General features: G+C 41.9%; 20 protein-coding genes and 1 pseudogene. 2 read left to right on the top strand and 19 right to left on the bottom strand.

Annotated elements, in window-relative coordinates:
* Positions 1–21: 21 nt before the first annotated feature.
* Positions 22–243, bottom strand: a complete 222-nt coding sequence (locus HCJ66_RS09675; protein ID WP_187132956.1) for a hypothetical protein — start codon at positions 241–243, stop codon at positions 22–24.
* The gene (locus HCJ66_RS09670; RefSeq protein ID WP_187132933.1) at positions 236–1,309 is read right to left on the bottom strand and encodes a M42 family metallopeptidase; all 1,074 of its coding nucleotides are present in this window, start codon (positions 1,307–1,309) and stop codon (positions 236–238) included. The genes HCJ66_RS09675 and HCJ66_RS09670 overlap by 8 nt, the downstream gene beginning before the upstream one ends.
* 187 nt (positions 1,310–1,496) lie before the next feature.
* Here HCJ66_RS09670 and HCJ66_RS09665 point away from each other — a divergent pair, with 187 nt between their 5' ends.
* Complete coding sequence (locus tag HCJ66_RS09665) at positions 1,497–1,808, top strand: PepSY domain-containing protein (RefSeq protein WP_036089047.1); 312 nt, start codon at positions 1,497–1,499, stop codon at positions 1,806–1,808.
* A gap of 44 nt (positions 1,809–1,852) precedes the next feature.
* Here the strand turns inward: HCJ66_RS09665 and HCJ66_RS09660 are convergent, their stop codons facing one another.
* The 10 genes from HCJ66_RS09660 to HCJ66_RS09615 form a co-directional block, all read right to left on the bottom strand.
* On the bottom strand, positions 1,853–2,086 hold the full coding sequence (locus HCJ66_RS09660) for a metal-sensing transcriptional repressor (RefSeq protein WP_425489642.1): 234 nt from the start codon (positions 2,084–2,086) through the stop codon (positions 1,853–1,855).
* A gap of 121 nt (positions 2,087–2,207) precedes the next feature.
* Entirely contained in the window at positions 2,208–3,047 is an 840-nt protein-coding gene (locus HCJ66_RS09655) for an MBL fold metallo-hydrolase (protein WP_187132931.1), read from the bottom strand.
* Between the two features lie 67 nt (positions 3,048–3,114).
* The gene (gene trmB, locus HCJ66_RS09650) at positions 3,115–3,756 is read right to left on the bottom strand and encodes a tRNA (guanosine(46)-N7)-methyltransferase TrmB (protein ID WP_187132930.1); all 642 of its coding nucleotides are present in this window, start codon (positions 3,754–3,756) and stop codon (positions 3,115–3,117) included.
* Positions 3,747–4,559 (bottom strand): phosphotransferase family protein, encoded by an 813-nt coding sequence (locus HCJ66_RS09645; protein WP_187132929.1) that lies wholly within the window; start codon positions 4,557–4,559, stop codon positions 3,747–3,749. Before HCJ66_RS09645 ends, trmB begins: the two co-directional genes overlap by 10 nt.
* Before the next feature lie 518 nt (positions 4,560–5,077).
* Positions 5,078–6,553 carry a multidrug efflux MFS transporter MdrM gene (gene mdrM, locus HCJ66_RS09640; RefSeq protein ID WP_187132928.1) on the bottom strand — a complete coding sequence of 492 codons (1,476 nt, stop codon included), beginning with the start codon at positions 6,551–6,553 and terminating at the stop codon, positions 5,078–5,080.
* Positions 6,553–6,993: a MarR family winged helix-turn-helix transcriptional regulator gene (locus HCJ66_RS09635; RefSeq protein ID WP_187132927.1), complete on the bottom strand. Its 441-nt coding sequence runs from the start codon at positions 6,991–6,993 to the stop codon at positions 6,553–6,555. The genes mdrM and HCJ66_RS09635 overlap by 1 nt, the downstream gene beginning before the upstream one ends.
* A gap of 158 nt (positions 6,994–7,151) precedes the next feature.
* Positions 7,152–7,547 carry a nuclear transport factor 2 family protein gene (locus HCJ66_RS09630; RefSeq protein WP_425489641.1) on the bottom strand — a complete coding sequence of 132 codons (396 nt, stop codon included), beginning with the start codon at positions 7,545–7,547 and terminating at the stop codon, positions 7,152–7,154.
* Positions 7,548–7,570: 23 nt separating this feature from the next.
* Positions 7,571–8,434, bottom strand: a complete 864-nt coding sequence (gene dat, locus HCJ66_RS09625) for a D-amino-acid transaminase (RefSeq protein WP_187132926.1) — start codon at positions 8,432–8,434, stop codon at positions 7,571–7,573.
* A 134-nt stretch (positions 8,435–8,568) separates the two neighbouring features.
* The gene (gene pepV, locus HCJ66_RS09620; protein ID WP_187132925.1) at positions 8,569–9,981 is read right to left on the bottom strand and encodes a dipeptidase PepV; all 1,413 of its coding nucleotides are present in this window, start codon (positions 9,979–9,981) and stop codon (positions 8,569–8,571) included.
* Positions 9,982–10,067: 86 nt separating this feature from the next.
* Entirely contained in the window at positions 10,068–10,475 is a 408-nt protein-coding gene (locus HCJ66_RS09615; RefSeq protein WP_036079430.1) for an NUDIX hydrolase, read from the bottom strand.
* A 119-nt stretch (positions 10,476–10,594) separates the two neighbouring features.
* On the opposite strand from HCJ66_RS09615, the gene HCJ66_RS09610 reads away from it, so the two are divergent.
* Positions 10,595–11,437 (top strand): NAD(P)H-hydrate dehydratase, encoded by an 843-nt coding sequence (locus HCJ66_RS09610; RefSeq protein ID WP_181677495.1) that lies wholly within the window; start codon positions 10,595–10,597, stop codon positions 11,435–11,437.
* A gap of 134 nt (positions 11,438–11,571) precedes the next feature.
* Here HCJ66_RS09610 and HCJ66_RS16135 read toward each other — a convergent pair.
* The 7 genes and pseudogenes from HCJ66_RS16135 to trpB form a co-directional block, all read right to left on the bottom strand.
* Positions 11,572–11,933 (bottom strand): annotated as a pseudogene (locus HCJ66_RS16135) (IS3 family transposase); the annotation flags it as partial.
* Positions 11,934–12,812: 879 nt separating this feature from the next.
* On the bottom strand, positions 12,813–13,010 hold the full coding sequence (locus tag HCJ66_RS09605; RefSeq protein WP_181677499.1) for a hypothetical protein: 198 nt from the start codon (positions 13,008–13,010) through the stop codon (positions 12,813–12,815).
* 18 nt (positions 13,011–13,028) lie between these two features.
* Entirely contained in the window at positions 13,029–14,651 is a 1,623-nt protein-coding gene (locus HCJ66_RS09600) for a putative polysaccharide biosynthesis protein (protein WP_181677500.1), read from the bottom strand.
* Between the two features lie 200 nt (positions 14,652–14,851).
* Complete coding sequence (locus HCJ66_RS09595; RefSeq protein ID WP_222717465.1) at positions 14,852–16,528, bottom strand: J domain-containing protein; 1,677 nt, start codon at positions 16,526–16,528, stop codon at positions 14,852–14,854.
* The gene (locus HCJ66_RS09590; RefSeq protein WP_187132923.1) at positions 16,525–18,219 is read right to left on the bottom strand and encodes a molecular chaperone HscC; all 1,695 of its coding nucleotides are present in this window, start codon (positions 18,217–18,219) and stop codon (positions 16,525–16,527) included. The genes HCJ66_RS09595 and HCJ66_RS09590 overlap by 4 nt, the downstream gene beginning before the upstream one ends.
* 165 nt (positions 18,220–18,384) lie before the next feature.
* On the bottom strand, positions 18,385–19,146 hold the full coding sequence (gene trpA / locus HCJ66_RS09585; protein ID WP_187132922.1) for a tryptophan synthase subunit alpha: 762 nt from the start codon (positions 19,144–19,146) through the stop codon (positions 18,385–18,387).
* On the bottom strand, positions 19,143–20,345 hold the full coding sequence (gene trpB, locus HCJ66_RS09580) for a tryptophan synthase subunit beta (RefSeq protein WP_187132921.1): 1,203 nt from the start codon (positions 20,343–20,345) through the stop codon (positions 19,143–19,145). The genes trpA and trpB overlap by 4 nt, the downstream gene beginning before the upstream one ends.
* Positions 20,346–20,347 lie beyond the last annotated feature (2 nt).

Below are 20,347 nucleotides of genomic sequence, written 5' to 3'. Positions count from 1 at the left end.
TTTTCATGAAAAAGCACCTCATTAACGGAGGTGCTTTTTCGCATTTACTTGATCTTTCCAATACCACATAAAGCCGAATCCCAGAACAAGCACGCCACCGATAAGCGTTGTCAGGATCCACCCGAGCTCTGTTTCTTTCAAATAAGGAATACGCAAGAAGTACCCTACCAAGAAAACAAGCGCCGAGAAGAACATGATGCTACCCGTCAAAATGACAGGATGCCGCCATATCTTTTTAAGCATTGTCACGAATCGTTTCCCACGTTGTTTTATCAAGCGTACGAACAATCGTTGTAATCATTTCTTTTGCCGCTGCATAATCATCCACGTGCAAAATCGAGTTAGAAGAATGGATGTAACGCGCTGGAACACCGATAACCGCGCTCGGAATCCCGCTATTAGACGTGTGCACTTTCCCAGCATCCGTCCCACCTGGCGAAATGAAATATTGGTAGGGGATTTTGTTGGACTCCGCCGTATCCAGTAAGAATTCACGCATACCGCGATGCATAATCATCGTCCGATCAAAAACTCGCATTAAGAAACCTTGCCCAATTTGCCCAAACTGCGTCTTATCACCTGTCGTATCATTCGCCGGACTCGCATCAAGCGCAAAGAAGATATCTGGCTGAATCATATGCGCACTAACGCCCGCACCTCGAAGCCCAACTTCTTCTTGTACATTCGCGCCTGCAAACAGCGTATTTGGCAACTTATCGTCCTTCACCGCTTTTAAAAGTTCAATCGCAAGACCAACGCCGTAGCGGTTATCCCATGCTTTTGCCATGATTTTTTTCGGATTAGCAAGCGGTGTGAATTCTGCAACTGGAACGATTTGTTGTCCAGGTTTCACGCCAATTGCAATCGCATCTTCACGATCATCTGCACCAATATCGATTAACAGATTTTTCGGATCAGTCGGCTTGCTACGTTCTGCTTCTGTTAGCAAATGTGGCGGAACAGAGGCTACCACACCGATAACCGGGCCATTCGCCGTAATCAATTGGACACGTTGCGCTTGCAAGACTTGCGGATTCCAGCCACCAAGCGTTTGGAAAGCAATCATCCCGTTATCCGTAATCCGCGTAACCATGAAACCAACCTCATCCAAGTGCCCTGCAACAAGTATTCTCGGGCCATCTTCCACACCATGACGCACACCAAAAATACCGCCCAAACCATCTTGAATCACTTCATCCGAGACAGGCGTAATTTCTTTTCTCACAAAATCTCTCACAAACCGTTCATTTCCAGAAGTACCCGGCAACTCCGTCAATGTTCTAAATAACTCTAACGTTTCTTTTTCCACTTATAATCAGTCCTTTTCGGTGATATCCCTAGCATTATACCACTTTTAGAAACGTTACGTCTAAGAATGTGGCTAGTCAAATTCGCAAGCTCCGATGTAAAGGCTTTTATATTTTTAGTTTAGAGGGTATAATAAGACACAGTAAAGCTATAAAAGAGAAGACAAGTAAGATTTAGGGAGGCAAACAATGAACTGGAAAGTATTTATTACAGGTGTTGCAGCAGGAGCAGCCGCGGGTCATCTTATTAACCATTACCTACTAGAACCAAAGACCATTTCAGGCGATGTAATTCTTGAAAACGTCAAAGAAGCATTCAAAAAGGAAGGTCCAATCGAAGGCTCGTGGATTCAACTAAAAAAACAACATTACAAAAAATTCGCGATGGATACATTCGTTTACCACGGCGGCATTACAGCGATTCGCGACGGCGAGAAGAAGCAGTTCGAATTTATCGCAGATGCGACGACCGGAACCGTTATCGACGTTTACTTAACTTAATAGAACATGCGAAACTGCAGGCCAATTGTGCGCCTGCAGTTTTTTTATTTAATAAAACTATCCACACGCTTTTGGTCATACACGCCACTTTCGACCATCTCTTTCATTTGTTCACTGAAAATAACTTTTTCGGCACTTTGTAAAGCATTTTTCACCGCAGCAACTTGCAACATGATATCTTCATAAGAACGTTCTTCACCCGTCATTTTCTTGATGGATTTCACATGTCCTTCGATTTTAGCAAAACGATTGGAAATGGATTTTCTAACCTCCGACATCAATATACCCCCTACTAAAAATTTTCATAGCATTTCTATAATCAGCAATATATCCTTATATAAAGGCATTTAAAACAACCCCCTACCAGGGATGCGAACGAATATACCATATAGGGGTATATTAAATATTTCTTTTCACTGTTACTTCATCCACTACATTTCCATCCACATCAAACTGCAAAGCACGATAGAAATAATCATGATAAAATAGCAACCATTTCCCCGTTCCGTCCAACTCATTTCGAATCCGTTCTTTCGCGAAAATAGAGTCCATTGGATAATCATCATACGCCGTCACCCACAGAACATTTTGATGAGCGTGCGTTGGAAAAATATCCGCCATATGGATAGCCGATTGATCTTGACTGTCTATCCGAATCACCGAGTGCCCATTACTATGCCCGCCCGTTTTCTCCAAACGAATCGCGTCATTTAATTCCAAACACTGCGAATACGTCTGAATTTGGCTCGAAATTCCCTGCCAATTTTCAGGCCAATATGTCGCTTTGGAACGAATATTTGGCTCGCGAATTTCTTGCCATTCTGTTTCCGTCGTATAAATCGTTGCATTCCTGAAAATACTTTTTCCACTTGTATCTGTCAAACCGACAATATGGTCAAAATGCAGATGTGTCATCAAAATACAATCAATGTCCTCTGGGTGCACGCCCAGCGTCGCTAAATCTTCTAAAATAAACGATTCTTCCACGACACCGAAATTACGTTTTTGCTTCTCTGTCAACCTGCCAACACCGATCCCTGCATCAATAAGGTAATGTTTTCCTTGATACGTAAAATACATCGGATCCGTTACACACTGAATCTGATTTTTTTCGTTCGGCTCATATTTCTTGCTCCACAACGCCTTAGGAACAACGCCAAACATCGCACCCCCATCAAAATGAGTCACACCGCCGCGCAACCAATGAATCGTTATCTCCCCTACTCGCAAAGTATCCATTTTTTATCCTCCTTCATACTAAAAAAAGCCAGAGTAACCACGATTTCCGGGAACTCTAGCCTTTCATTTACGGTTTAAACGTCGCCTCTAAACGATAAATCGGAAAACCTTGTGCTGAAAACTTCTCTTCATACTCCGTCATAATATTCCCCTCGAACTCGCTATTATGGAGATCAAGCGATAAGTAAGTCAGCAGAACACCATACTCCGAGAATGCCACAAGCGAATATTCAAACAAACTACGGTTATCCGTTTTGAAATGAATCTCGCCGTCTACCGGCAACAAAGCTTTATAACTATCCAAAAAGTTAGGATGTGTCAAGCGACGTTTCGCGTGTCTTTTTTTCGGCCACGGATCAGAAAAATTTAAATAAACCCGCGCAACCTCAGCCTTTTCAAAATACTCGAGTAAATCCGCACCATCCACAGACAGCAAGCGTAAATTCGGAATTCCCGCAGCAAGAGCCTTGTCAAGTGCCGTGATAAGAACACTTTCCACAACTTCAATTCCAATATAATTAATATCAGGATTCGCCTGTGCCATCCCTGTCACGAACTGACCTTTTCCTGTCCCAATTTCGATATGAATCGGGTTCTCATTTCCAAATAGTTGATGCCATTTCCCTTTTAGTTCCTCGGGATTTGCCACACATACTTCTGGGTGAGCTAGAATTTTCTCCCGCGCCCACGGTTTATGTTTTACTCGCATAACGTTGCGTACACCTCATTATCCTCAATTATTTTGTTCAAAAGTAGCTCCAAACGGGCAAGTTCAGGCTTCCGATCATGCTCAAACTGCCAATTCATCGCCATTAAAACCTGACAAATGGAAAACCATTTAATACGCGTATAAAAAGCTTGCGTCAATGTCTGACCATATTCAGCAAGCCAATCACTCCACTCCGAATACGGAATATATTGATACAGCAACACACCGAGATCATTCGCTGGATCAGCAAGCATCGCTCCGTCCCAATCAACCAAATAAAGCTCCTCACCTTCTGAGAGCAGCCAATTATTATGATTGACATCTCCGTGACAAACGACGTGGCGCCCTTCCTCCAAGCTATCCACATTTTCTACTAAGTAACGATATGCCTGGGCAACCTTCGTATCCATTTGATTTAAATTATCGATACTCCCCGTCACCGTTGCCAATAAATGAGAACTAGAATAATCCTTTTTCTCGATTTTTTGTAACATATCCCGCAATGCCTCTGATTGGTGAATCTTGCCGAGCAACTTGGCCACACGCGTTTCCCGCATCTCTTTGGGCGTCAACGTTTGGCCATTATTGATCCATTTTTGAGCTGTGATAACATCCCCATTTTCCACTCGCCGCGTCCAAATTAATTTAGGCACAATATTTTCAACAGAAAGCGTGGCTAAAAAAGGCGAGGAATTCTTTTTCAAAAAGAATTTTTCGTCTTCATGGATTGCAACGAAGGCTTTTCCCGTTTCACCACCCGCTGGCTCTATTTCCCAATCTTGCCCAAACAAATTATCTTCCATTTACATTCACCTTCACTTACGTCGTCTTTTCCAAACCTGTTCCATCACGATTATATTTCATTGCTATTAACGACGATTCTAGCTATCACATAACACCCGTTGGCACGCCAAATTTTCGAGATATAATAAAATTTCAGCGCAAAAAATTATGTACTTTAGAAAGATGGATAAAAAAAGAGCCATCACAATTAAATAGCTACCTTTTAAATTTTACTTCTCTTCGCGCTTCCCGTCAAGTCAACGTATGTTCGTATTTGTTGGAAGCGTTCGAATGAAGATGAGTTACACTTCCAATATGCATGTGAGCATCGCGAACATGTAATCCTTCCCGACTGTTTGAAACAAAGTGAATTACAGTCCCAATATGCATGTGAGCAAAGCGAACATGTAATCCATCAGTTAGTGTTCGAGCTGACATAAGCCAAAACCCCGACACACCCAACCAGCCCCCCTCACCACCATTTCCCCAAACAAAAAAACCTCCAAACCCAGCTAAAAGCCAAGTCCAGAGGTCCATATCAATTTTCAATAACTTCTGTTTTATTCACAATCGGAGCCAATGATTGCTTTTTCTTCTTAATAAAGATGGCCAAAATAACCGCAATCACCGAAAGAATAGACGATACTAAGAACGCAGTCTCAATACCATGAATCAACACATGATTCGCAATCTGTTCTTTTGTTTTACCCGCCACATCTGCCGCAGTCAAATTCTCACCAAAGCTTTTCGCACTTTTAGACATCGTCGTGATAAGTAGCGCCGTTCCGAGCGACCCCGCGATTTGCCGGACAGTGTTAAACATCGCCGAGCCGTGCGCCGCCATCGAAAGCGGTAAGGAATTGAGCGCCGCCGTTTGCAGTGGCATCATTACCATCGCCATCCCACTTGCCCGAACGGTTTGCACAATGACGATATACGTTAAAGTCGTGCTTTCATCAAGGTTTGTAAACATAAATGTCGTCACAGCCATGATAATAAGGCCGATCAAAGATAAATATTTCGCACCAAATCGGTCAAACATAATCCCTGTTATCGGCGAAAGCGCTGCGGTCATCACAGCCCCTGGCAAGAGCACAAGCCCCGATTCCAGCGGTGTAAAATGTCGAACACTTTGCAAGAAAATCGGGAATAAAAGCATGCCGCCATACAATCCCATCATGACAAAAAAGCTGATTGTTGTTGTCAACGTAAAGGTTCTGTGTTTGAATACGTTGAAATTGAGTAAAGGTGCTTTCGCGCGACCTTGATACCAGATAAATACAGCTAATACGATAAATCCTAATAATACGAATCCTAACACTTTTGCGGATAAGAAATCGTGATCCCCCGCATTACTGAATCCGAGTAATAAACTACCAAATCCGATGGTCGATAAAATAACACCGAGAAAATCCAATTTTGGAAAAGTACGTTTCCCGACATTTTTTAGTAGGAAAAAGGCCACAACGACATCAAGAATCGCGAATGGAATGATGATGTAGAAAAGGTTGCGCCAATCATATTCTTGCACAATCCAACCAGATAAAGTCGGTCCAATTGCTGGTGCAAAGTTCATCGCAAGACCAATTAACCCCATCGCTCTGCCGCGTCGTTCCATTGGAAAAAGATTCAACACAACAACAGTTAATAGCGGCATCACAATACCCGCGCCAATCGCTTGTACCATCCGTCCAATAATAAGTACTGTGTAATCTCCTGCAAAACCCGAAATCGTTGTCCCAATCGCAAAGGTAATCATCGCGAATAAGTATAGTTGTCTCGTCGTAAATCGTTCAATCAAAAATGCCGTCATTGGAATCATGACCCCGTTGACGAGCATAAATCCTGTTGTCAGCCATTGCCCCTGACTTGCCGTAATATTAAAATCTGTCATAATGCTTGGGAGCGCCACATTCATCAACGTTTGATTCAAGATTGTGACAAATGCCCCCATCAGCATCACGATTAAGATACCGTTTGTTTTAATTCCATCACTTGCTGCTTTCATGTTCATTATTCTGCTTCTCCTTTTCGTTCTAATAACGCAATCATCTTATCATGCGTTGCGAGCATTGCTCTTAATTCTTCCGAGTCTATCTCTAAAACCGCCTCTAAACGGTCAAAAAAAACATCGTACGTTTCGTCCACTTTTGCGAGTCCTTCTGGCGTTAGCTGTAAATTGAGCGCTCGACGATTACCTTCATCACGTCCCCGCGTTAAGTAATTCGCCTTCACTAGCCGGTCAACAATCCCACTCATGGTACTTTTATTCACACGTACACGTTCTGCCAGTTCACCAAGCGTTAAATGTGGCTCCCTCTTCAACGTGCCTAGCGAAAATAATTGTACCGTCGTAATATCACGCTTCGTCGCCTCTTCTTGTAAATAATGGTGTATTTTACGCTGCATCGTTCGAAACGAAAGCACGACCTCGCGTATTAATTTCTCATCCAAATTCTGTTCGCCCCCTTTAATGTTCAGGAGCGAAAGATTCGCACACGAACTATTAACAAAACTTATTATACGCCTAATCAACACGTTGTCAAGCGCCATTTTTCATGAAAGCGAAAACAATAACCACGTATCAACAATTATTTTTTATATGTCATTATTTATATACATTTCGTTCCCTGATGAAAAATAAGTTGCCATCTAGCATCCTTGAATTTCCAGATAGAACTTCTTAAGGATTGTTGCTGTTGCGTGACGTTAAAAATACGATACGTCGCTAAAACAACATCTTCTGCTAATTCCTGAATTTCAAAATCGCGCAATTGCATCTGCACTTCGCCGATTCCATCCTCACCAATCGTTTCGTTTTTATAAAGCACGCGTCCAGAACTCCCAAATTCGAAAAAATCCTCTGCTAAAATTCGTTGCAAAGCTTCTCGAGATGATCGAATTTCCGGTTTTAATAACTGCTCCTCCAAATATTGCAAATGCGCTTTTAGTGAACGGTCTATTTTCAAAACCTCCCAATCAAAAAACGACCGAGTTCCATTACTCATGAACTCAGCCGATCTCATTATTTTTAGTTTACTGCTAATTCTCCACATTGTTTCGTAATTTCTTTTGTAAAGGCATCGTGCAGTTTTTTCGTTATCGGTCCACGTTTGCCATCGCCAACAATTTTGCCATCAATTTCAATAATCGGTGTCACTTCAATCGTCGTGCTGGAAATGAATACTTCGTCCGCGCCTGCTAAATCCGTTAGCGTAAAACCAGATTCAACAATCGGTATATCGTTCTCACGAGCCACTCGCAAAATAACTTGGCGTGTAATCCCTTCTAAAATCAGATTGTTAGAAGCATGCGTAATCAGCTTGCCATCTTTAATCATGTAAGCATTCGCCGCAGAACCTTCCGTCACGTTCTCCCCGCGGTGCAAGATTGCTTCAAACGCCCCAGCTTGATGCGCTTTATTTTTTGCAATCGAATTTCCTAGCAAGTTAAGACTCTTAATATCGCAACGTAACCAGCGCACATCCTCTTCCAGAATCGCTTTACGGCCGTTCTCAAACAGCGTCGTATCACGCGGAACTTCACTAGCGGAGGCAGTGAGCACAGCTTCAGGCGGTGTACTCGGAATAACATGATTACGTGGCGACTGCTCCCCACGCGTAATTTGAAGATACACATTACCAGTCCCAATATCGTTCGCTTTCATCAAGCTATCCACAAGCGCGCGCAATTCCGGCTTGCTATAAGGAATCTCAAGATCAATTTTGGCCGCGCTGGCATACAAACGCTCGATATGCTCGTCATATGTAAAAAATTGACCATTATACATACGAATAACCTCGTAAACCCCGTCTCCGAACTGGTAACCTCTATCTTCAACATCAACCTTTGCCTCATCACGTTCTATTAATTGGTTCTTCACTAATACTTTCATCTATTCAGCACTCCTTCGCGAATGTTTTTGCAACTATCTAAAAATTCCAATCAAGACCAGGGCAGAGGTCAAAAACGACGTTTCGTTCCTCTGCTACCTTCAGTCCGAATCTTAATTTTTTTCAATTATATACCTTACTTCGCTAATTTGTAAAGCGCTTCGGCATAAATTGCGATTGTTTTAATTAAATCATCGAAATACGCGAACTCGTCTTTTTGATGCATCGTGTCTTCGCGACCTGGGAATAGCGCTCCAAATGCAACACCAGTCTCCATATGACGCGCATAAGTTCCTCCACCAATAGCGAGCAATGTTGCTTCTTCGCCTGTTTGGTTCGTGTAAACTTCTTGCAACGTTTGGATTAGTGGATGGTCTTTTGGCACGAATAACGGTTTAGAGTCTTCATAATGCGTGTATTGACCATTATATTCGTTCACGACAGTTTCCATTTTAAGTTTCAGCTGATCCATGTTTGCTGTCACCGGATAACGGAAATTCAAACCGTAACGACCGCCTGCATCCACGCTATAACGAATCACACCGACGTTCATTGTCAGCTCGCCACTCTCATCATCTTCATAGCGAATGCCAAGTTTCATCGCACGTGAATCGCCATACAAGTAATCCTTACCAAATGTTATAAAATCACTTGCGGCACCAGTTTGCGTGAATTTACCGAGGAATGCTACTAAATGAAGTCCTGCATTAATACCATTGTTCGGCTCCATCGCATGTGCTGCTTTACCAACCATAGAAATTGTCACTGTATTACCTGATTCTACTAATTCACCAGCTAATTTTGTTTCTTTTTGATACGCTGCGAATTTTTTAGAAAGAACATCGAAATCCTTCACGTTTTCCAAAACAGCTTTCGCGTGATCTGGAACCATATTATAACGCGCGCCAGATTCAAAACTAATGAGACCAAAATCAGCATTTCCTTCTTTTTCACCATCTTTGAAAGAAATATCCAGTTCAGAAATACCTTTTTCAGCGTGGATAATCGGGAATTCGGCATCTGGAACAAAGCCCATGGTTGGCTGTTCTTCCGTTTCGAAATAACGCTCGACGCATGACATCCCGCTTTCTTCATCCGAACCGTAAATCATCCGAACACGGCGGGATAGTGGTAAATCTAGTTCTTTAATGATTTTCATTGCATAGTAAGCAGCCATCGCTGGGCCTTTGTCATCCGCTGAGCCACGTGCGAATACCTTACCATCTTTTAAAATTGGATCGAATGGATCATGTGACCAATCATCGCCAACCGGTACTACATCCACGTGACCAAGCGCTGCGACTAGCTCTTCGCCTTGACCAAATTCAGCATGGCCTGCAACATTGCCAACTTCTTTCGTTGTAAAACCGTCTTTTGCCGCTAGTTCTAAAGCAAAATCCAATGCTTTTTTCACATCTGGGCCAAACGGTGCGTCCTCCGTTGCTTTTGAATCATCGCGTACACTCGGAATGCTCAAAATCGCGAATAAATCACGTTTGAAATCATCGCGACGTTTCTCCACTTCCTCTTGCCAATTGATCGTACTCATAATATAACAATCCCTTCAACTATTAATTTACTCGACTTCCCTATTGTATACTCTTTTACCTTCGTATGAAAGCATTTTGAGGCGAATTACGACATAAATCCTTGAATCGCTTCAAAATCCCAGCGTACCATGCGCGATGCAAACACAACATCCATGCGTTCCAAACTGCTCGCATCAAGCGGGAACCATTCGTACGCTTGGTGTTCACTCGAAAGCCTAACGTCGCCATCTGGTTTTTCACATAAATAAATCACGCCTGTAATTTGATATTCTGGTTGGAAAAATTCCCACGTATCATAGAGGATAAATGGCTGTACTTGAAGCCCCGTTTCTTCTTGCACTTCACGGAATAGCGCCTCACCTTTCGTTTCACCGAAGTTCATCCGACCACCAGGAAGCTCCCAGACATCCCCTTCAACCCCCGCTTTCTTCAAAACTAAAAATTGGCCGTTATGTATAATGACTGCTTTCACTGCTGGAAAAATTGGTTTCATTTTGCATTCACTCCTTTTGTAGCATAGATTATACTAAATTGGACATTTTGGCAAGTAGGTTTATAATGGATACTATACATAATACATACTGCAAAAAAATCGAGAAAGGATGTTGCACAATGAAAAAAATCACGCCGAAAGTGATCTGCGCTTGGATTAAGCAACGCGAAGATGAGTCGAATAAAGGTGATTATGGTCGTGTTCTACTAATCGGTGGTAATGAACGGCTTGGCGGCGCGATTATTATGGCTGCACAGGGCGCGATTTACAGTGGCGCTGGGCTTGTAACTGTCGCGACGCATCCGGTGAATCGTTCCGCTCTCCACGCAAGACTGCCCGAAGCGATGTGCCTTGATTTCAATGATATGGATTACTTGATAGAGGTTTTGCCACAATTTGATACGATTTTGATTGGTCCTGGACTCGGTGTACATGAGACAGCGCAACAGCTTTTAGAGATGGTTTGCGAATATGCGCATGCCGAGCAGCGGGTTGTTATTGATGGCGACGGAATCACGTTGTACGCATCGCAAAATTTCAAAAAACCGGATGCAACGCTTATTTTCACGCCTCATCGTAAGGAATGGGAACGGTTGACGCATATGGAGACCGAGGATTTGGACGATATGAAGAATCAGGATTTTGCTACGGATTTGGATGCCATTGTCGTTTTGAAAGATCATCGTACGCGCGTTTATGTCGGTGAAGATATTTGGCAAAACATTTACGGCACACCAGCGATGGCGACTGGCGGCATGGGCGATACGCTCGCTGGGATGATCGCTGGGTTGCTTGGACAATTAGAGAAACCGAAACATGCCGTCCTCACTGCTGTATTTTTGCATAGTTATATCGGTGAGACGTTGGCGAAAAAGAAATATGTTGTTTTGCCAACGGAAGTCGCCGAGCAAATTCCTTATTACTTGAAGAAATTCAGTGAAACGGATGATAATCCTTATTAAATTGTAAAGCCTACACGTTTCTTGTTGCGCGTGTAGGCTTTTTGGAATGGCAACCCTTTTTCGAACAAAATTTATAAGGTGTCAATCGATTAAATGTGTATCTTAGAAATGAGTTGATTTTCGGTGTCATTCTTAGCTTTTGTATAGTTCAAAACTAAGTGAAATTTACGCATGATAGTGGCAATTTTACGTCTGGAAACAGTAAAGCCCAGAAGGGCTAACGCCACTTTTAATTCCCGTGTCCCATAGTTTTTACGGCTTTATCAAACTCCTCGACTACTTCTTTTTCTAAGGCTGTTTCTGAATTTTTTGGTCTTGCTTGATAGTAATAGGTGCTCCTCGAGACCCCTAAAATACGGCACATCGCTGCTATTGGATATTTGTGTTTATTTTTGTTGGATTACTTGGATTTTCGTCCGAATATCAGCGCAGCTTGCTTTAAAATATCATTTTCCATCTCTAACTGCGTATTTCGTTTGCGTAGTTCTTGCAGTTCTTATTGTACACACCTTATTTTTTTGTCCAGTTAAGTATAACCTATCCATCTGATGTTAAACCCCGTTATATACGTTGTTAAAGGCGCATAACTAACATTGAGATTGATCAGCAAAGGTCCCGTTAGTTTTCGAATCGCTAAATCCATAAGTTTTCCATTCCCGTTATACTCCCTCATTAAATTGCTTACTCTTTAATTTTAAATCGTCCTGGGTTGCTTTTATCGTATATGATCGTAACTACTTTATTTTCATATAGCCATGAACTATGTTTAGTCTTTATGGTTACCCATCTCGTTCCATCAAATTCGCTTCCATCTCGCAACTTAAATCTCACTGTTAATTTAACTCTACGAGAGGTCTCATCTTGTGCACGTGGTATACCATCATCAAATGCTCGGCTAGTGAATCTGCTAAATACGACGAAAGCGTTAGTCTCCTCCCAAGTGGTATTCCTTTCTTTTCTCCCTGAAAACAGGTGAATAAAGTATATCAAAGTAGCTACTATGATAACAAAACTTAGCATAATCAAGAATATAATAATCAAGAAAAAAGCCCCCCTTCTGGAGTGTTTCTATAGTATCCTGCTCCTCCCAAAGCAACAAGAATGATAATCCCAACTACTATAAGTTTTTTCACATTACTATCTCCCATCTATATTTTGTTCCATACCGCCTACTACTCAATAAGTTTTTTTATCATAACGATATGTCTAAATACCATTATATAGCATCCGTAATTTTCCGTAAAGTTCATTTAGTTAGTCTCTTACATAGCTCCTTTTTAAAATTTTCCATATTCTAAGTATAGCATCTCCGAATCGTTTTGAATAGCACAGAAAAAGCTTGCAAAGTCTAGATTCGACCTGCAAGCTTTCTTTGTTATTCTTTCGTTCTTGGAAGTTTTAATCCAATCGTCATGCCAAATAATAAAGAACCTAGAATGGCGAATGGCATTGCAACCAACGTGTAGTTTAGGTATAGTGCACCCAGTCCTGCTAAGACGCAGATAATACCAAGCGTCAAAAATACGCGGGCCCGCCGTGCTTCTTTTGACCGCTTCCTTGTTCGTTTTTCCATGATGTGTTTGCCTCCCTTTTATGCTTTCATGCGTAGTTTCCGGCGAATTGTTGCGGCTCTCGGGCCAAATACTTTGTCGAAAAGGCGTAGTCGCAAGCTCAGATAGCCGTACACGAGCGCGCCAACCCCACCGCAAATGATGAGTAGAATCATCGAATTTAATTTCGTTTCTGGGTTAATAAACATTGTTAAACCTTGATATACCAGCAATACAGAGACCGCCATCGCCAAATTAAGGAGTAACATCAAGACTGTTCTTCTCAAAATAACGCTGAAATTGTAGTTTGCGTATTTCCGAATAATAATCATCGCAAAAATAACGGATACGGTATAGCCAAGTCCTGTTGCTGCAACGGAACCGCGCGCTCCCATCCACATCATCAGCGGCATTTGGAAAACGGATTTCGTCAATAAACCAATCAGTAGGCTCAAAATCGTGAATCGCTGTTCATCAATTCCTTGCAAGATTGCCGCTGTCACGCTGAATAAGGATAGTAAAATCGCGACTGGCGCATAGAACGCCAAGATTTGAATTCCTGCAGGATCATGTTCATAAAACACTGTATAAAGCGGTTCTGCAAGCAAGGACATCCCGATACAAGCTGGTAACGTGATGAAAAGTAGTACTTGGAAAACATCGTTTAACTGTTTTTTTACATTTTCCTGTTCGCCACGTGCATACGCCGCCGTCACGAGAGGTACAATGGTCATCGAAAACGCAGTCGCTAAACTAACTGGAATGATGACTAATTTTTGCGCACTAAAGTTAACGATACCGAGTAAATTCTCCGCTTCATGGCCACTGTAGCCAATCCATGTCAAAATTCGGCCAAACGTGAACTGGTCGATTTGTTGGTAAAGTGAGCTCGCAATGCCGACAACAACGAATGGCACCGCGGTAATGAAAATATCTTTATACATCGACGGTAATGAGACCGTAACTTCGCCTTTACTGGTTCGTAACAGGGCGTCGAGACCTTTTTTGCGTTTGAAGAAATACCAAAGTAGGCATGCTAGACTCGCCAATGCGCCGATGAAAGCTGCGAACGTGGCGATACTAATGGCGCTAACGATTGTGCCGTGTAAAATGTAAAGCACCGTTGCCGAACCTACGAGCAGGAACGCAATGCGGACAATTTGCTCGATAACTTGCGAAACCGCAGAAGGTCCCATCGATTGGTACCCTTGGAAGAAACCGCGAATCAGGCTCATAACTGGGATAACGATAAGCGCAAAGCTGACCGCGCGGATAACCCCAGTCACGTCCTCCACCGTATAACCGCTTCCCTCAATCGATTGCAACCCAGCGAGTACAGGCGCTAACGCATACATCGCGATAAAACTAACAACACCTGTTGCAAGCATTAAATACACGCCTGTTCGGAATAAACGACGCCCGATTTCATACTCGCCAATCGCGTTATATTTCGCGACATATTTCGCCACCGCCAATGGAACACCAGCCGTTGCGATTCCTAGAAAAATTTGATACGGGACATACCCGAAATTATACAATGTCATCGGTCCAGCGCCACCCATAATCCAATAAAACGGAATGACATAAAACAGACCTAAAAATTTAGAAATAAAAGTTCCTAACGTTAAAATGAAAGTTCCTCGAAGTAATTTTGATGAAGACATAGACCTCGTCCTTTATTGTGAAGTGCTCGTTTTGAGCCGATTAATGACACTCGCTTTTTCATGAAATAATGATTTGTTTAAAACTCAACTAGATTTTAGTTTACTCCTTCTTGCACAAGCTTGCAATCATTAGTTTAAAATAAATAGAAAAAAAGCGGATAATTTAATAAAATCGAATCTACATTCACCTCAATAACCCATTATTTCTGCTTTATCGTTTCTAAAAGCTCTTCATCCATCGTGTCGAAGTATCCACCCATCACTTTAACAATTTCCCCATCTTTACTCACAATAATTAAATCTGATTCATCCGACCCAAGTAACAATGTGTATATACCGTCATCTGTAGCCAGTGTATTTTGCTCCTTCACTCGTTCTGTATAGTTTTTAAATGCCGGTAATTTTATATGATCTCGTAAAGCCCCACGATAATCCAGAGCAACAATACTCTCTATCAATTCTTCTCGTTTACTCTCCTCATCCTGCATGTCAAACGCTGTAACAAATCGCGAAACAAGTCCAGCTTGCGTATGTATTTCTGCACTTGTTGGTTTTCTAAATGTTTCTCCAGACATCTCATCATATTCAGTTAAATAAACTGGTTCCGCTGTTGAACTACTAGGAACAAACACTGTACACGCCTTAAATAATCCTATCAAAACAAGATAAATGACAATGAGTTTTAGCCAGCGCCAACTTCTAACCTTTTCCCCCTCCAATTGTTTACTTTCCGTAAGTTTCCTTCTTAAAGTAGAGACTTGTTCTTTGTTTCCTAATTTCTCCTCTACTCTAATTTGCTGACGGAGTGATTTCCCCCATTCTTTTTTTACCAAAGTCAAATGTTCTATCGGAAGGGTTGTCCAAAATCGTACAGCATTCCCATAGTCTTCTGCAAAATAATAGATAAAACCCAAAAATAAATTCAATTGTAAAACATAGCCGCCCTGAAAACTATCCAAAAACTGACGTCGTTTATCCGACACTTTCCCAGTTTGTTTACTGCGAATTAGAATAGCATAAAATCTAGCTGTTTCATGAGCCGAATTAATCGCCAGCGCCTTCTCGAAACAGCGAAAACTACGCTTAAATGTTCCATTACTCAGTTGTAATTGATCTAATCGTCCATAAAAAAGGACCATCCCTTCCAAAGTACATAAATCGGCATCTCTATCAAATATTTTTTCAGCTTGTTCTACTAGCTGCTTTGCTTCTGTAAGCTTTCCATATCTCAGAGAACGATAAGCTGCGTAACGCAAAGATAAAAATTGTTCACGAACCATCCCTTTCATACGCTCAGGAAATTGAAAAGAAAAATTCGGTATGTTGAAGATTTCTTCCATATGATTCTCAAAAATATGTCTTTCCTCATCTACAAAATGCTTTTCATCAACCATTTGTAGCGCAAAATGCTCGAATAATAGCTGAATAACTGGCTGAGGAATTGTCGCATGATAATCTAGTAACAGCTCTTTCACCAAATCTCTATTCGCATTGTATTGATACATATCCCACTCTATACTACTATCTAAAATCAATTTCCAACAACCCACATCTACTCTTTTCTCAAAGTTATTAAATACACTTTGGACTAGTTCCTGAAATGTAGGGTTCTCATCTTTTTTAAGTACTAGTTCTGACTCATTAATCGTTACTTCTTCTTTGTTCTCTGTCCACAAATTTGGCGTATTCTCGATTTCATACTGCTCTATTTCCCCATTTTTTGCGAAGATCATCGCTGCATCGAAGGCTTGCTTAAGCTCTTGAAAAGCCTTCAAATCATCATCTGGATGGGTTATTTTCAGCTTCTTAGCATATGCTGATTTAATTTTCTTTTTATCCACCGTAACTTCAATATTAAGCATTTCCCAACAATTCATATGCGTATTTCCTCTTCCAGCTGATTTAAGATTAAGTGAAAATCTTTTGCTGCTTTTCGTGTTGCCCATTCCTCTTGCACCGCTAGCTTCCCTTCAAACTGCAAAATCAACTGCTCAATATATTTTCTACGTTCTCCTAATGTTTCCGCAAACAAGCGCTCTGCTCTCGCAAGAAGTAACCTATTTTCATCTCGTTCTCGCGGATGGATTTTCAAATCAGCTAAAGCCCCTATGCGAGTCTCCATCTCCACATCGGTTAACTTTTTTGTATTATTTTGCACTACCAAACGTTTTGTTTCTCCCGTTTTTGGTATCGTAACTATTACTTCTAAAATACCATTTGTATCATACGTAAAACGTGCCTTTACCAATTGATGCTTTGGTGCTTTTGGAACTTTAATTTCTAGCTCACCTAACTTAAGATTTTCCACAACTAAACGATTTTCCCCTTGGTATATCGTAAACTTAATACTTGCTTGATTATCATTCGCCGTATAGAAATCCATTTCCTTACTGACAGGAATAGTTGTATTACGTTCAATCACTGGCGCGAAGAAACCATCTCGCAATTCACCATTCACTTCATTCACTACCTCTGTCCCTAAAGAAAAGGCGCACACATCTGTTAAAATAATCTCATCTAAGCCTTCCGATTTTTCCTTTAGCGCACTTTGAATAGCGGTACCTAAGCCTACTGCCTCATCTGGGTTTATTAGTGTATACGGGAATTGACCCAATAACTTACTCAAATAGGTTCTGATTAAAGGCATTTTCGTTGCCCCTCCGATTAGAATAATTTGCTCCAATTCCTGCATCCCAATATCACTATCACGCAGCACCCTCATAATTGGTGCTCGCATTTTCAAAAGAAGCATCTCACAACACGCTTGTAACTTTGCTTCTGTTAGCTCATATTCATATTGTTTCGTTCCCACTTCGAATACAATAAAAATCTCATGTTGCGTCGTAACCTCTTGTTTAGCCTTCTCTGCACGATATTTAAGCATTGCATATTCTGCTGATGAAAGTAATGTCTCCCTTAAACCATTACTTTCTAGGCAATCTGATACAATAGCTTGCGTAAAATCCTCTCCACCCAGGAAATTATCTCCTGCAATCGCTCTTACTTGCATTACTCCATCAAACATTTCTAAAAGTGAAACATCAAATGTACCTCCACCAAGATCAATAACTAAAAAAGTAATATCATCTTCTGTTTGATGTAGGCCATAAGCAATAGCTGCGGCTGTTGGTTCACTGATTAAGCAAGTAACCTCCAAACCTGCAAGCCTTGCTGCATCCATCGTCGCTTGCCTTTGTATATCGTTAAAGTAGGCAGGCACACTAATAACAGCCTGCGTACAACTTTCACCTAAAAAATTCTCAGCGTCAGCGCGCAGATTTTTTAAAATAAAAGCCGATAAGTCAGTAGGAGTAAGGATATGTTTTCCCATTTGGTACTTTTTTTCTGTACCCATAAATCTTTTAAAAGATGCCGCCGTAAGCCCTGAGTGAGTTATTAATCGTTCCTTTGCGACTTCGCCAATTAAAATATCACCGTCATCATCTATCCCAACAACAGAAGGTGTCAAATTATTACCAAAGACATTAGGGATAATCTCCGTTTTCCCATCGTTCCAATATGAGACTAAACTATTTGATGTTCCTAAATCGATTCCTACTTTCGCCATGTTCTACCTCTCCTTTTATGTAAACTATAACTCATTATAAATGTTATTGGATAGAAAAACTTTACATTTTGAAAACGTTCACATTATTGTCACATTTAATTTTGACAGAGATAAAAAAACATGTAGCGACACTATATTCGAGTCACTACATGTCCGTTATTTCTTCTAAGCATTGTTTAAATTACTCGCCCCAGAAATAAATTCAGTCAACTCTTCATACTTCCCGTCATGCAACAACTGCACAACCTTACTGCCCACAATCACCCCATCACACACGGCGGCAAATCTCGCCACATGATCCAGATTCGAAATTCCGAAACCGGCCAAAACCGGCACAGGACTAATCGTTTTTAAGTATGTCAAATTTTCATCAATCTTATCGCCGAATGCTGCGCGCTCGCCTGTTGTCCCGTTTACTGTCACGGCATAGATGAAACCTTGCGATTGTTTGGCAATTAATTCCACTCGCGCTTTCGGGCTCGTTAGCGAAATCAATGGAATCAGGGCGATATCGGTATTTTCTAAGTGTGGCAAAATCAAATCACGATGTTCGTAGGGTAAATCGGGAATAATCAGACCTTTAATCGGTGTTTTTTTGGCAAGCTCAATGAATTTCTCAACGCCAAGGTGATAAATCGGATTAAAATAGCTCATCACGACTAGCGGAATCTCGATTTTGCTCGTTGTTAATGTTTCTAAAATCTGCTCAAGGCTAACTTTCGCCGCCAAAGCTCGCGCGCCAGCTTCTTGAATGACTGGTCCATCAGCTACGGGATCGGAGAACGGAATACCGAGTTCAATCGCGGTCGCACCAGCATCGCTCAGTAGCTTCATCTGATTTTCTAACTGGTCAAGGCCGCCATCACCGGCCATAATATAAGGAACTACGGCTAAATTAGCTTTTTCGATTGCGTTTTGTAACATCATTTGTCATCTGCTCCTTTCAAACGTGCGCGGATTTGGTCTACATCTTTATCGCCACGGCCAGATAGGCAAACGACGATACTTTCTTCTGGCTTCATTTTACCAGCGAGTTCTACAGCGAAGGAGATTGCGTGTGAGCTCTCTAACGCCGGAATGATTCCTTCGGTGCGGCAAAGCAATTGGAACGCTTCTACGGCCTCGTCATCGGTCACAGAGGCATACTCGGCGCGCCCCTCATCTCGTAAAAAACTATGTTCGGGACCGATTCCCGGATAATCCAAGCCTGCTGAAATGGAATACGCTTCCTGAATCTGACCGGCATCATCTTGCAAAATATGCATCATTGCGCCATGCAGGACGCCAATTTCACCTTTGGAAAGTGACGCTGCGTGAAAAGCGGTATCCAGACCAGAACCAGCCGCTTCGACACCGTACATTTTGACCGTCGTATCGTTCACAAATGGATAAAAAAGTCCCATCGAATTACTGCCACCGCCGATACAAGCTACTAATGCGTCTGGCAAACGGTTCTCTTTCTCCAGATGTTGCGCGCGAGCCTCTGCTCCAATCACGCTCTGGAAATCGCGAACAATTTGCGGAAACGGATGCGGTCCTAAAACGGAACCCATGATATAATGCGTATCTTCCACATTCGCCACCCAATAGCGCAGCGCCTCATTGACAGCGTCTTTTAGCGTACCGTTTCCACCTGAAACGCTGACCACTTTCGCGCCAAGCAGCTCCATTCGGAAAACGTTCAACTGCTGCCGTCTAATGTCCTCTTCTCCCATAAAAATCGTGCATTCTAAGTTAAACAAGGCCGCCACTGTCGCCGTCGCTACACCATGTTGCCCAGCGCCTGTTTCCGCTACGACTTTCTTTTTCCCCATTTGCCGTGTCAACAAAGCTTGCCCGATGCAATTATTGATTTTGTGCGCGCCGGTATGGTTCAAATCTTCCCGTTTCAAATAAATCTTAGCGCCGCCCGCATGCGCCGTCAACTGTTCCGCAAAATAAAGCGGGGACTCACGCCCAACGTAATCGCGTAAATAATAGCTCAATTCTTGTTGGAACGCCTCATCTGTTTTCGAAATTTCGTACGCTGCTTCTAGTTCTGTGACAGCTTTCATCAATGTTTCCGGGACAAATTTCCCGCCATAATTCCCATAAAAACCTGCTTTATTCGGTGCATCATAACTCATTT

Source organism: Paenilisteria portnoyi (assembly GCF_014322795.1).
GTDB lineage: Bacteria > Bacillota > Bacilli > Lactobacillales > Listeriaceae > Listeria_A > Listeria_A portnoyi.
The sequence above is the reverse complement of the archived record's forward strand: the minus strand, read 5'-3'. Positions and strand labels throughout refer to the sequence as shown.

Excerpts from the sequence above, each read along its gene's own strand:
- HCJ66_RS09675 (WP_187132956.1), bottom strand. The coding sequence starts at position 243 with ATGCTTAAAAAGATATGGCGGCATCCTGTCATTTTGACGGGTAGCATC.
- HCJ66_RS09665 (WP_036089047.1), top strand. The coding sequence starts at position 1,497 with ATGAACTGGAAAGTATTTATTACAGGTGTTGCAGCAGGAGCAGCCGCG.
- HCJ66_RS09660 (WP_425489642.1), bottom strand. The coding sequence starts at position 2,086 with ATGTCGGAGGTTAGAAAATCCATTTCCAATCGTTTTGCTAAAATCGAA.
- HCJ66_RS09655 (WP_187132931.1), bottom strand. The coding sequence starts at position 3,047 with ATGGATACTTTGCGAGTAGGGGAGATAACGATTCATTGGTTGCGCGGC.
- trmB (WP_187132930.1), bottom strand. The coding sequence starts at position 3,756 with ATGCGAGTAAAACATAAACCGTGGGCGCGGGAGAAAATTCTAGCTCAC.
- HCJ66_RS09645 (WP_187132929.1), bottom strand. The coding sequence starts at position 4,559 with ATGGAAGATAATTTGTTTGGGCAAGATTGGGAAATAGAGCCAGCGGGT.
- mdrM (WP_187132928.1), bottom strand. The coding sequence starts at position 6,553 with ATGAACATGAAAGCAGCAAGTGATGGAATTAAAACAAACGGTATCTTA.
- HCJ66_RS09630 (WP_425489641.1), bottom strand. The coding sequence starts at position 7,547 with ATGAGTAATGGAACTCGGTCGTTTTTTGATTGGGAGGTTTTGAAAATA.
- dat (WP_187132926.1), bottom strand. The coding sequence starts at position 8,434 with ATGAAAGTATTAGTGAAGAACCAATTAATAGAACGTGATGAGGCAAAG.
- pepV (WP_187132925.1), bottom strand. The coding sequence starts at position 9,981 with ATGAGTACGATCAATTGGCAAGAGGAAGTGGAGAAACGTCGCGATGAT.
- HCJ66_RS09615 (WP_036079430.1), bottom strand. The coding sequence starts at position 10,475 with ATGAAACCAATTTTTCCAGCAGTGAAAGCAGTCATTATACATAACGGC.
- HCJ66_RS09610 (WP_181677495.1), top strand. The coding sequence starts at position 10,595 with ATGAAAAAAATCACGCCGAAAGTGATCTGCGCTTGGATTAAGCAACGC.
- HCJ66_RS09605 (WP_181677499.1), bottom strand. The coding sequence starts at position 13,010 with ATGGAAAAACGAACAAGGAAGCGGTCAAAAGAAGCACGGCGGGCCCGC.
- HCJ66_RS09600 (WP_181677500.1), bottom strand. The coding sequence starts at position 14,651 with ATGTCTTCATCAAAATTACTTCGAGGAACTTTCATTTTAACGTTAGGA.
- HCJ66_RS09595 (WP_222717465.1), bottom strand. The coding sequence starts at position 16,528 with ATGAATTGTTGGGAAATGCTTAATATTGAAGTTACGGTGGATAAAAAG.
- HCJ66_RS09590 (WP_187132923.1), bottom strand. The coding sequence starts at position 18,219 with ATGGCGAAAGTAGGAATCGATTTAGGAACATCAAATAGTTTAGTCTCA.
- trpA (WP_187132922.1), bottom strand. The coding sequence starts at position 19,146 with ATGATGTTACAAAACGCAATCGAAAAAGCTAATTTAGCCGTAGTTCCT.
- trpB (WP_187132921.1), bottom strand. The coding sequence starts at position 20,345 with ATGAGTTATGATGCACCGAATAAAGCAGGTTTTTATGGGAATTATGGC.